The following is an 11,775-nucleotide window of genomic DNA, read 5'->3' as shown; positions in this document are numbered from 1 at the left end:
AAATATGCCATCATTAATAGCAAAGTCAGAAAAAATGCTTTAGTTACACTCACTCTAAATAATTACAGCCAACGGTCTTGTATAACGCAAGTGGCGTGGATTAAGGACACGTTTTTGTCGGCTTAGTTGTTATTAGTTACTTGGTCTCTAAAATAATACTTTTAAGCAAACTGCCCGCTATTTGCTGTTATACGATGTTGGCGTTTCGTTTGTTTTCTTTTTGCAAAGGGTTATTTTAAGTACACATTTCTATTCCCCACTGAGTGTGACCTCTGTTAGATTGACATTTCCAGTTTTTCTTTATAGAAATAACTGTCCATTTATTATTTGTCATTTTCAACTCCATAATATGTTTTTCTCCCTTTAGAGAATCATCTAATAAGTTATCGTGGATTAAAATTATTAAAGTATTTCCATTCTCTGCGTTTTTTTCCGATACTTCTATTTTCTCTTTTCCTTCTTTTCCATTCACATTGATTGGATAATATAATTTCATCACTTCTTTTGCAGATAAATTTTCAATTCTTTTATTCAATTTTTGGTTTATATCATCGGTATCTACAATTATGAATTTTTCATCTCTATTATTTTTATCTTCTGATTTTATATATTCGTATGACTGACCATTTTTTCCTAAAATCAATACATTTTCATTCAGTTTTTGAATTTCATATATTTCTTCTTCAGTTGAGGAAGTACCGTTTCCGATACTTTCGACTATCAAAATTAATTTATCATTGTTAATTCTCCACTTCTGATATAATAAAGTTTTCATATTGTCGGAACGAGCTGTTCCATCTGCGAATAAGGTAAAATGAAGTTCTGATGACGAAGTATCTTTCCACGATCCAATAATTATTTCATACTCGTTGTCTATATTTCTTTTCTCATTTGTTTTTGATAAAGATTGAGTCTCATTTTCAACTTGATTCTTTTGTTCATTTCTACAAGAATTTAAAAGAACAAGACAAATAATTAATAAAGCAGTTTTCATTATTTTGTGTAATTATTGATTATTCATTCGAAAATATCAACTTAAATGATATGTTCCAAACATTCCGAACAAATGAACGCCAACGGTTTCGGTTATCGCCAGTTGGCGGAGTAAGGGACGCGGATTTGTCGGCTTAGTATTGGTTTATTGGTCAAGTTAAATATTTTCTTTTTAACGCTGCCGCTTATTGGCGATTAACCGTTGTTAGCTGCTGTATTTCTTGTTCTAAGCAACCTTAAAATCTCCATCACCCATTTCTATGCTGAATTTTATATTTGCTTTTAATGCTTTGAAAACTTTTAAAATGGTTTCAATAGTTACATTTTTAGCATTCCTCTCTAATTTTGAAATCTGAGATTTTTGAACACCAATTAATTCTCCGAGTTGTTCTTGAGTTAAATGTCTTTCTTTTCTAACTGATTTTATCATTTCTCCAAGAACGTCTAATCTTAAATCAAATTCATATTTTTCTCTTTCTTCAGAACCAATTTCTCCAATATGTTTGTCCTTAATTTGGTCTAAAGTCAGTCTTCTATTTTTCATCTTTGTTTCCATAACTCTTACTTTTCTTTTACATAATCAGTCCTGATTTTTTCTGCTTTATCGATCTCAGCCTTTGGAACTTTACTCACTTTCTTAACAATTCCGTGTGTTGAAATTACTAAAGTCTCTTTATTATCAGTTTTATCCCAAAATGCAAATAATCTATATTGAATTCCACTAAATTTTGTTCTAAACTCCCAAATGTTGTCTGTCAACTTTTTAAATAACTTTGGATCATTTACATATTTAGCTTTGTCAATATTATAGATTATTTTCTTTCTGGATTTAGGATCTAAACTTTCTATGAAGTCAATCGCCTGATCCAAAAAGAGAACATCAAATTTTTCTTTCATCCAATTTCTATCAAAATTACTTGATTCAAAATTACACATAAGTTTCAATATATGGAAACTTTATTTTGTAGAAATATTGCAGCTAACGGTCTCGGTTATCGCCAGTTGGCGGAGTAAGGGAGGCGGATTTGTCGGCTTAGTATTGGTTTGTTGGTCAAGTTAATTATTTTCCTTCTAAAGGTGCCGCTTATTGGCGATGAACCGTTGTTAGCTCCAGTTAATTATAAATCCCATCCGCTTATAAAACTGGGATTATCTTGTTCCTTTTCATAATAGAATATTGGTATTATCTTTTTCGTTTTTTCCTTTAGATTTTCTCTTTCATTACGTTTTCTAAAATTTATGTTTTTAATGCAATTATCGACTTGGGAATTTAGTTGAGAATTGCTGAATTTTTTAATCTGTTTAATTTTTTCAACAGTTAGATCTTTATTTATTGAAACTTCATAAACAGCAAATTCAGCTACTTTTGCTTCATATCCTTTTATACTATTTAAACAATCACTTGATAAAATTGAACTGATAGAAGAGTTACTTTTTGATATAATGTTTTTCTGATTTAAGAATTTTAATAACTCTAATTTTCTTTTTATAGATTTTTTGTAATTTTTCTCAGCGTTAGGATATTTATCTGAATTTAAATCTCTATCTATTTGAATTGATCCTGAGCAATATCCGAAACTCAAATTATCATTTTTATCAAAAGAAGCATATACAAGCCATTCAGTTCCTTTAGGTGTATATATATTGCACATGCTTTTGTCCGTAAGTATTTTAAGATCATTATTAAAATTTCCTTTGAAAATATCTAATACTTCTACGGTAAGATTTAAATATTCTGGATTTATTGAATCTCTTTCAATTTGATTAATTTTTACTCTTCCTACAAAATCGGATGATTCTGTTTTTTCCATTGTACTTCTTAGAGCACATTCGCAAGCATAAATATTAAATGAAATTAGAGTTATTATTAATGTGATAAATAGTTTCATTTATGCAAAATTTCTCTGATTAATTGGAGCTAACGGTCTCGGTTATCGCCAGTTGGCGGAGTAAGGGACGCGGATTTGTCGGCTTAGTATTGGTTCGTTGATCAAGTTAATTATTTTCTTACAAACGGTGCCGCTTATTGGCGATGAACCGTTGTTGTGCTGCGTTTAGTTGTCCGACTCCACGGATTTTAATATTGTACCATCATTTAACTTCCATTCGATTAATCCATTTGCACTTCTTCCCATTACAACAGCAGCTGCAGCACTTGGACTTGAAAATAAATGATCTTCTTTAAAGATAAGTTTATCATTAATCAGACTTATGATATCATCGTCTATTAAACTTTGTCTTAAGTTAATCAAGTTCTGTGGAAACGAATTTGTTGGAGAAGATGCGATTTCTGAATTTCTCAGTACGACAAAACCTTCATTGGTCATTTGGCCTTTTGCATTTGCACCTCTTGCTGCATTGATATAAAATGTACTTTTTATTTGTTCTTCAATAGTTTGATCTTTTCTTAATTCCTCGAAGATTTTAAAACCTAAAGCATTTACTAGGAGTTTTATATTTTCTAAAAACTCTTCCATTTCTGCTTGGTCAGATTCTGAGATTATTGATCTTGTTGGATTATTACCATTTTCTAAATCATATCTATTGACCTTTATGGCAATCTCATGTAATCTACTTTCTAAATATTTGATATGAGCTTTATTCAAGTTTTCATCTTTACTTACAAAAATGAGAGCTTCGTTCCAGAAATCTTTAGCTGATAAATGTTGGTTTAGTCTTTTGTATATTCCTTCTGCTTCACCTATGTATGCTAGTTCTTTGTTTTCTGATTTGTCAGATTTACCAAATAAAATATAGATTCCAGTATTTTCTAATTCTGGTCTGTCCGATGACTCTTTAATTTTTTTCCTTGGAATTTTTAATGCTTTTCCTGTCCAGTTTGAAAGTTCGCAGGTCATTCTTCCATTTGGTTCTCCATCTACCAGGAAGATTTTTATTGTTTTACCAAAGTTTTTCATCAATGTATTTTAGTTGGATTTTAATCTAAATGCTGCACAACGGTCTCGGTTATCGCCAGTTGGCGGAGTGCGGGACGCGGATTTGTCGGCTTAGTATTTTGTTGTTGGTCAAGATAAATATTTTCTTATTAACGCTGCCGCTTATTGGCGATTAACCGTTGTTAGCTCCTGTTATGCTTTTTCTATTATCTTTTGAAGTTCTGAAATTTCTACCAACTTTTCATTTCCAGATATTTTTTTAAATATGAAAAGGTTTAAATTTTCAAGTTTTTCAATTGTTTCAAAAATCTCCTTAAATGAGCTTTCAATTTCTTTATCGAATTCTGTAGTATCATATTCGAATTCTTCCGAAAATATGTGGAAGATTTCAATTGCCTTTTTTGAAAATTGATTTATTCCTTTTAAGTCTGTTCTGATCTCCGGAACATTTAAATCTTGATGTGCAAGATATTTACTGCGTACAGCTTCATAATTTTGATCAGTATATATTTTTGTTATTTCATCAATTCCTTTTTCGAGTTTGTCATAATCTGCTTTAATCTTTAAGTTCTTTGCAATATTGATGATTTTTATAAATGAAAATTTTTCTCTAGCATTAATTAGTTTGTAGAAATCAATTATTTGTATTGCCATTGTGTTGCTCCAAATCCATATTAATGATTTATTACTATGTAAACTATGTGTACTTCTATGAAGTCCAAAAGCCATAAATATTAAAATTTCCACATTATGATATACACCGTGGATAATATTTTCTAATCCTTCTAATCTTTCTTTAAAATCTTCTGGCATAATTGGAGCTAACGGTCTCGGTTATCGCCAGTTGGCGGAGTGTGGGACGCGGATTTGTCGGCTTAGTGTTGTTTTGTTGGTCAAGTTAATTATTTTCTTTCTAACGCTGCCGTCTATTGGTGATGAACCGTTGTTGTGCGCCGGCTAAATAACTAAATCGTCTTTGTAAAATTTAAATATTGTAAATTTTAAATTAATGGTTAATTGAATTACAATTAGGAAGTATACGTACCATAAATTCATGATATTTAGTATATTATCAGGTTCCATGTTATTATAAAAGAAGCTAAAAACTATAAAAGATAAAATTGATAATAGCATCATGAATTTCATGTTTTTCCCACTTCTGTGAAAAAGTTTTCCGTTTAGGTAAATTGTAAGAAAGGGAGCAATAGTAAATGCTGAAATACAAAAAGCAATATCAGTGTAAAACCAATTTCCAATATTTATATCATTAGAAATATTTAAGGATTTTACTATTTTAAACCAAAAGGCCCAACCGAACCAACCTATAAGAAACGAAAAATAAGAGGCTAGAATGCTCAATAGAATGCTATAAATAAATCTTAGCTTCAATAATCTAAGATTTAATACTATTAATGTAAAACTAAATAAGAATGGATAAAACCATAGATTCAATTGCAAAATATAAATCACTACCAAGGTAATTATTGGAATTATAAAAACTTTTGTAAATAGTAAAATCTTGTATTTAATTTCCGAATTCAAAATTTCATTCTAATTTAGCTTGCGCACAACGGCCTCGTATATCGACAAGTGGCGCGGATTTATGGATGCGGATTTGTCAGCTTAACGGTTTTGTTAATTATGGAAACTAATTTAATTATTTTCTATTAAACCCGCCATTTGCGATATACGTTGTTGGCAATAGTATTTATTATTGCTCATATGTTTTTATGTTCCTATTCAATTTTTTGTAATTACTAATAACATAGCTTATTATAAAAAGAATTAGAATTAAAAAAGGGATTTTGAAGTGCCCCCAATATAAAATGTCTCCTTTATTATCTGAGCTTAATAAAGCTCCGAAAAGAATAATTAAGGTGAGTACGATCATCAAAACTTTGGATGTATTATTTTGATTTAGATAATTAATATGTTTTTCAAAATTTGCATTTAAGACTTTATTATCATCTGGTTCTTTTTTCAAACTCACATTTTTTAGATGATTCATGAGTAGAATCTCAAGTAGTAAGTGCGGAGTTAATATTATAAAGGCGAGTCCGGACATCACTATTGAGGATGAATCGGCCCATTTTTTATCAAGACCGAAATTAAAACCTAAGTTCGACGAGTCAATTGCAATAATTATTGAAAATAATATAATAGATATATTAACTAAAGAGATAAGCCATAGAAAAAACAGTCGATTATTGATTGATTTTTTTCTCTCACCAATCATCGACTTGAACTTATTTATGATTCTAATTCTATCTTCCATTTTTTTCAATAAAATATTACCTGTAATATCCCAAAAAACTCCCATGAATGCAAATAAGCCTGTTAGAATCGGCGTAAATTTATTATCGAATAGATATCAATTGTTAACCCAGTTATAATAGAGAATATTGATAAAAAGCTAATTTAATACGTAATTTACTAATCATTTCTGTCTGTAAAATTATATTAAATATTTTCCAGATTTTCGTTTGTATAAATATTATTGCCAACGGTTTGCGGTTATCGCAAGTTGCGGGAGTAGGGATGCGGACTTGTCGGCTAACGCTTTAGTTTGCTAGGAATCTAATTTAGTTCTTTTTTGTAAAACCCGGAATTTGAGATGAACCGCTGTTAGGCACTGGTATTTTATTTACATTTTTAATGATTTATATAAATTTTCAGAATCTCGATAATTAATTGCTTCAAATGAGTTATGTTTCCAGACCATCTCTATAATTGGAACTTTAAATTTATCAGCATATTTTAAGAATCTTTCTTTCTGTTGTTCGTTGGCAAAACTTGATATGAAAATTGCTTCTAAACATTCCTGAATATCTAGCATCATAGAATTAAAAAAATTAAATTCTCCACGAAATTTTTCTACAGCACATTTTTCTGCATCGTAGTAAACACCAATTCTAAATTCATCCTCACCTGAATAATCAATATGTTTACAAAAAAAAGAAGATTCAAGTGTCTGTCTTAATTCCTCTCTGTATTGATCCAATCCCACTTTAGCTAAATAATTTCCAGATATATCATCTATCTTTTGACAATTGAGATCAATATAATTTAAATAGTCAACATCTTTATGGAGAAGTTTAAATCTATTTTTATTTCTATTTAATATTTTTTCTTTTGAAAATGCTAAACAGACACCTTGGTAATTATCTCCATAACGTTCCCACATTCTTGGCTTTGTAAAGCCAAAAAGTTCTTCATTTCCTTTAAATTGAGTTATATAGTTTTTATTTGCAAAATCGCTACCCATTGAATTTTTGCAAAAGCAAATTTGATAGAATGCCTTTTCTAAATTCGAAATGTATCTAATTAACTCATCTGATTGATTATAATGATCGGAATTAATTTTATTATCATTTACTCCACCCGTGTTAAAAAATGTACTTCTATTTGCTTTAATGCTTTCTACCGGATCTATAGACTTTTGTCTTTGGCTAAATCTTAATTCCTCATTATATAAAATGAAATCAATTGCTGTAGATGATGTTGTATAATGATAAAGTATATCTTCATTATAGAGTTCTTTGAAAAAATTGATATTTATATCAATCATTTTACATTTTTTAAATTTGAAACGTGCTTAAAATACTTGTGCCTAACGGTTTCGGTTATCGCCAGTTGGCGGAGTAAGGGACGCGGATTTGTCGGCTTAGTATTGGTTTATTGGTCAAGTTAAATATTTTCTTTTTAACGCTGCCGCTTATTGGCGATTAACCGTTGTTAGCTGCTGTATTTCTTGTTCTAAGCGACCTTGAAATCTCCATCACCCATTTCTATGCTGAATTTTATATTTGCTTTTAATGCTTTGAAAACTTTTAAAATTGTCTCGATGGTTACATTTTTAGCGTTTCTCTCTAATTTTGAAATCTGAGATTTTTGAACACCAATTAATTCTCCGAGTTGTTCTTGAGTTAAATGTCTTTCTTTTCTAACTGATTTTATCATTTCTCCAAGAACGTCTAATCTTAAATCAAACTCATATTTTTCTCTTTCTTCAGAACCAATTTCTCCAATATGCTTATCCTTCATTTGGTCTAAAGTCATTCTTCTATTTTTCTTCTTTGTTTCCATAACTTTTACTTTTCCTTTAAATAATCAGTCCTGATTTTTTCTGCTTTATCGATCTCAGCCTTTGGAACTTTACTCACTTTCTTAACAATTCCGTGTGTTGAAATTACTAAAGTCTCTTTATTATCAGTTTTATCCCAAAATGCAAGTAATCTATATTGAATTCCACTAAATTTTGTTCTAAACTCCCAAATGTTATCTGTCAACTTTTTAAATAACTTTGGATCATTTACATATTTAGCTTTGTCAATATTATAGATTATTTTCTTTCTGGATTTCGGATCTAAACTTTCTATGAAGTCAATCGCCTGATCCAAAAAGAGAACATCAAATTTTTCTTTCATCCAATTACTATCAAAATTACTTGATTCAAAATTACACATAAGTTTCAATATATGGAAACTTATCTTGTAGAAATATTGCAGCTAACGGTCTCGGTTATCGCCAGTTGGCGGAGTAAGGGACGCGGATTTGTCGGCTTAGTATTGATTTATTGGTGAAGTTAATTATTTTCCTAATAACAGTGCCACTTATTGGCGATTAACCGTTGTTGGCAGCTGGCATTTAGTAATAATCTTCTTGAATACATGTAAACCCTTTGTTTTTAAAAAGAAACTATTTTTTCAATCCAATTTTCATAAATCCTTCTTCCATTTTCATTCTGAGATACAGAATTTCATTACTCATAGAAAATGGTAATGTATCATTCATTGTATTTTTTTCTGATAATATGACGTAATTATTATTTCTATCTATTTTGTAAGTTCCTTTAATTTCCGCCAACATTGGATGAAGCATTTCGTACTCATTATTATCTTTGAATGTATAAGTAACAGGTAGGATCATCATTTCAAACATTTTTCTAAAATTCTCCGCTTCTGTCTTTCTAGATTCATCTTTATAATAAATTGAATCTGTCGTTTGATTATAATAAACAATTTCGTCTTCATAAGATGTGACATTCCACGTACCGGTCAATTCCTGAGCAGTGATATTGATTGATAGAAATAGAAATAATATTATAAGTTTTTTCATAATGAAATTTTTAATGCTTGCTGCCAACGGTTTCGAATAATCGTCAGTTGTGGTTGAAGGTATTCGGATTAGTCCGCTTAGGTTTTTGTTTCCTGGTTTCTAAAAGTACTATTTTATTTCAAATGGCCACAATTGCGAATATTCGTTGTTATATGCTGTTGCGACACGTCCGAGTAAGAACGGTAGATTTGCCGCTGTCGGGAAAATTTTAGTTTGGATGAAAAAGCTTTCTCGATTTGTTTCAATTATTGCGTCTGAGTAAGTGTCCGTTTCTTGGTACTATTCATGTTTTTGATGAAGTTCTTAGTAGCTAAATTTGTGGTTGAGTAGCTACCAAGAGCTTATTTACTTATAATAATCTTTCTGAGCTATTTTCTTAAATTTTCAATAGAATCAGAATTTCGAAAGTTATAGATTCACAAAAGATTCTTTCCTCGAATCTTTCAATTTATGCCTTAAAATACGGTTTTGTCCGTTTAGATAATTAATGTTATATGTAGCTAAAACTGTGCGGAGCAATTGCATATAACGGTTACGGTTATCGCAAGTTGCGGGAGTAAGGACACGCACTTGTCAGATTAACTATTTTCTTTCTTGGTTTCTAAAATTAAACTTTTTCGGCTATACCCGTTATTTGCGATGAACCGATGTTAGCATAAGTGGGTTCTTTATGCCATTTCTACTGGAGTAAATTCAAATGTTTTAGATATTGACATTTTGTGTGGAAACAATTTAAATGTTTCTAACGGTTCAATGTGTTCGAAATTTATATTCGAAAATTGTTCTCTGTCAAAATCTACCGTATATAAATAATCATCCTTTTCTATACCGTCTTTTTTGTCAACCCTTTGAGAATAACCAGAAATACTTACTTTTTCGACTCCAACGCCAGACATAAAAGCTACACCACCAATTAATAAACCAAGCCCAGTAATACAATTAGCATAATCTTCTTTTAGCAATTTTTGAGTTTTATCCTTTACCGATAATTTGCCTGATTTTAAAATATTCGCATTTTCTTTTGGTAAATCTTCTATTTCTGGGAGATCGAGATCAATGTGGAAATGCTTTAGATTTTCATCATATTCAAAGTCTAAATGAAACTCTGGTTTAATGCTTATTTCATTTAAAATTGTTTCGAAATTCATAAGAACAGCTTCACTCGTGCCTTCAAGATTACCTTGCAATATTCTTTTTTTGAATTCGAAATCTTCTTTGAATTTCTTATTCTGTTTTTCTTCTTTTTCTGACTCCTTACTTTCAAAAAAGCTTTTCTCATTTTCCCAGTTTTTTAATCTGGTTTCAAACCTATTCTCAATATTCTCTGAAATATATATTTTACGTTTTTTTCCGTTTTTCCAAAAAAGAATTGATTTATATTTTTCTTTAGCTTCACTAAGAAGTTCCTTTTCAATTTCTTGAAGTAAAGGTTTATTTTTCTCAAACCTTAGTCTTGAATAAATTTCAGGTTTTAATTTTTCAAGTTCTTTTTCTACAGTTTTCCTTTTTATTGGAGTTATGATTTGTTTATGAATCTCGGTAAATCCTAAAGTTTCATTCTGTATTAATTCATGATATTTCTTGTAAATAGTTTTTAGGTTCTCCTTATATTCTGGAGTTCTTTTTATTTTATTTACTAGTGTATCGTTAGTTATATTTTGACCAGATTCGCTCAATATTTGAATTACTGGATCATAATTTTCATTCAGATCAAGTTGAACACCAACTTGCGTACTAGAAGAGTTTTTTGAAGTAGTAGATCTTCCATTGGAACTTGAAATTTTATTTCTATTATATAAACCTGTACCTGGAATTCCCGTATTTAAATATGATCCATTTTTTCCAATATTGATATTTGCTCCTTTTGGTCCTACAGTTGTACTGATTCCTGATTTGGACAAATTTATGTTAACACCTGGTGCTAATTTGATTCTATTTCGATATCTCATTTTAGTTGGATTGAATTTATGCTAACGGTTTCGAATAATCGTCAGTTGTGGTTGACGGTATTCGGATTTGTCGGCTTAGGTTTTTGTTTCCTGGTTTCTAAAAGTACTATTTTATTTGAAAAGGCCACAATTGCGAATATTCGTTGTTATATGCTGTTGCGACACGTCCGAGTAAGAACGGGAGATTTGCCGCTGTCGGGAAAATATTAGTTTAAATGAAAAGCTTTCTCGATTTGTTTCAATTCTTGCGTCTGAGTAAGTGTCCGTTTCTTAGTACAATTCATGTTTTTGATGACGTTCTCAGTAGCTAAATTTGTGCTTGAGTAGCTACCAAAAGCTTCTTTAGTCATTATCTTATTTTGAACGAAAATTGAAGAATTACGTTTCTGATCTGGATGTTGTAAATTATCTATTTACAAAAGATTCTTTCCTCGAATCTTTCAATTTATGGCTTATTATACGGTTTTGTCCGTTTCGATAATTACTGTTTTATGTAGCTAAAACTGTACGGAGCAATTGCATATAACGGTTTCGGTTATCGCAAGTTGGCGGAGTAAGGGACGCGGGTTTGTCGGCTTAGTATTTTGTTGTTGGTCAAGTTGATTATTTTCTTTCTAACGCTGCCGTCTATTGGCGATGAACCGTTGTTAGCTACTGGCGGTTCCACGTAAATATGTTTCAGGAGTCATTACTGCCAATTCACTCTTTTTGTAATCCTTAATATTCCTGGTTAAAACAATGCTTATTTTACCATTTTTGACTGCTGAATAATTTTGTAGCGCATCTTCAAAATCTTTGAAATTTGAATTTAAGGAATC

Annotated in this window: 11 protein-coding genes and 1 pseudogene; all 12 read right to left on the bottom strand. The window is 30.4% G+C overall.

Annotated features, from left to right (window positions below; translation table 11 throughout):
• Positions 1 to 235: 235 nt before the first annotated feature.
• Positions 236 to 994 carry a lipocalin family protein gene (locus ACSHZO_RS15220; RefSeq protein WP_298248342.1) on the bottom strand — a complete coding sequence of 253 codons (759 nt, stop codon included), beginning with the start codon at positions 992 to 994 and terminating at the stop codon, positions 236 to 238.
• A 225-nt stretch (positions 995 to 1,219) separates the two neighbouring features.
• Complete coding sequence (locus ACSHZO_RS15215; protein ID WP_298248343.1) at positions 1,220 to 1,549, bottom strand: helix-turn-helix domain-containing protein; 330 nt, start codon at positions 1,547 to 1,549, stop codon at positions 1,220 to 1,222.
• A 5-nt stretch (positions 1,550 to 1,554) separates the two neighbouring features.
• Complete coding sequence (locus tag ACSHZO_RS15210) at positions 1,555 to 1,890, bottom strand: type II toxin-antitoxin system RelE/ParE family toxin (protein WP_298248344.1); 336 nt, start codon at positions 1,888 to 1,890, stop codon at positions 1,555 to 1,557.
• A 221-nt stretch (positions 1,891 to 2,111) separates the two neighbouring features.
• Entirely contained in the window at positions 2,112 to 2,882 is a 771-nt protein-coding gene (locus ACSHZO_RS15205; RefSeq protein ID WP_298248345.1) for a hypothetical protein, read from the bottom strand.
• Between the two features lie 165 nt (positions 2,883 to 3,047).
• Entirely contained in the window at positions 3,048 to 3,911 is an 864-nt protein-coding gene (locus ACSHZO_RS15200; protein WP_298248346.1) for a GIY-YIG nuclease family protein, read from the bottom strand.
• 171 nt (positions 3,912 to 4,082) lie between these two features.
• Complete coding sequence (locus ACSHZO_RS15195; RefSeq protein ID WP_298248347.1) at positions 4,083 to 4,703, bottom strand: hypothetical protein; 621 nt, start codon at positions 4,701 to 4,703, stop codon at positions 4,083 to 4,085.
• Between the two features lie 1,831 nt (positions 4,704 to 6,534).
• A complete protein-coding gene (locus ACSHZO_RS15190; protein ID WP_298248349.1) occupies positions 6,535 to 7,458 on the bottom strand; it encodes a DUF2971 domain-containing protein in 924 nt (307 codons plus the stop codon).
• A 188-nt stretch (positions 7,459 to 7,646) separates the two neighbouring features.
• Complete coding sequence (locus ACSHZO_RS15185; protein ID WP_298248350.1) at positions 7,647 to 7,976, bottom strand: helix-turn-helix domain-containing protein; 330 nt, start codon at positions 7,974 to 7,976, stop codon at positions 7,647 to 7,649.
• A gap of 5 nt (positions 7,977 to 7,981) precedes the next feature.
• Complete coding sequence (locus tag ACSHZO_RS15180) at positions 7,982 to 8,317, bottom strand: type II toxin-antitoxin system RelE/ParE family toxin (protein WP_298248351.1); 336 nt, start codon at positions 8,315 to 8,317, stop codon at positions 7,982 to 7,984.
• 271 nt (positions 8,318 to 8,588) lie between these two features.
• A complete protein-coding gene (locus ACSHZO_RS15175; protein ID WP_298332653.1) occupies positions 8,589 to 9,008 on the bottom strand; it encodes a hypothetical protein in 420 nt (139 codons plus the stop codon).
• A 668-nt stretch (positions 9,009 to 9,676) separates the two neighbouring features.
• Positions 9,677 to 10,957 (bottom strand): DUF4236 domain-containing protein, encoded by a 1,281-nt coding sequence (locus tag ACSHZO_RS15170; RefSeq protein ID WP_298248414.1) that lies wholly within the window; start codon positions 10,955 to 10,957, stop codon positions 9,677 to 9,679.
• Between the two features lie 647 nt (positions 10,958 to 11,604).
• Positions 11,605 to 11,775 (bottom strand): annotated as a pseudogene (locus tag ACSHZO_RS15165) (PIN domain-containing protein); the annotation flags it as partial.

It is taken from the genome of Christiangramia sp. 3-2217-3z (assembly GCF_051195275.1).
In the GTDB taxonomy this organism is placed as follows: domain Bacteria; phylum Bacteroidota; class Bacteroidia; order Flavobacteriales; family Flavobacteriaceae; genus Christiangramia; species Christiangramia marina.
Note: the sequence above shows the minus strand (reverse complement) of the source record. Positions and strands in the feature narration are given on the sequence as shown.

What these genes read in the sequence shown, in the direction of transcription:
- ACSHZO_RS15170 (WP_298248414.1), bottom strand. Translation starts at nt 10,957, where the DNA reads ATGAGATATCGAAATAGAATCAAATTAGCACCAGGTGTTAACATAAAT.
- ACSHZO_RS15220 (WP_298248342.1), bottom strand. Translation starts at nt 994, where the DNA reads ATGAAAACTGCTTTATTAATTATTTGTCTTGTTCTTTTAAATTCTTGT.
- ACSHZO_RS15205 (WP_298248345.1), bottom strand. Translation starts at nt 2,882, where the DNA reads ATGAAACTATTTATCACATTAATAATAACTCTAATTTCATTTAATATT.
- ACSHZO_RS15195 (WP_298248347.1), bottom strand. Translation starts at nt 4,703, where the DNA reads ATGCCAGAAGATTTTAAAGAAAGATTAGAAGGATTAGAAAATATTATC.
- ACSHZO_RS15185 (WP_298248350.1), bottom strand. Translation starts at nt 7,976, where the DNA reads ATGGAAACAAAGAAGAAAAATAGAAGAATGACTTTAGACCAAATGAAG.
- ACSHZO_RS15210 (WP_298248344.1), bottom strand. Translation starts at nt 1,890, where the DNA reads ATGAAAGAAAAATTTGATGTTCTCTTTTTGGATCAGGCGATTGACTTC.
- ACSHZO_RS15180 (WP_298248351.1), bottom strand. Translation starts at nt 8,317, where the DNA reads ATGAAAGAAAAATTTGATGTTCTCTTTTTGGATCAGGCGATTGACTTC.
- ACSHZO_RS15190 (WP_298248349.1), bottom strand. Translation starts at nt 7,458, where the DNA reads ATGATTGATATAAATATCAATTTTTTCAAAGAACTCTATAATGAAGAT.
- ACSHZO_RS15215 (WP_298248343.1), bottom strand. Translation starts at nt 1,549, where the DNA reads ATGGAAACAAAGATGAAAAATAGAAGACTGACTTTAGACCAAATTAAG.
- ACSHZO_RS15175 (WP_298332653.1), bottom strand. Translation starts at nt 9,008, where the DNA reads ATGAAAAAACTTATAATATTATTTCTATTTCTATCAATCAATATCACT.
- ACSHZO_RS15200 (WP_298248346.1), bottom strand. Translation starts at nt 3,911, where the DNA reads ATGAAAAACTTTGGTAAAACAATAAAAATCTTCCTGGTAGATGGAGAA.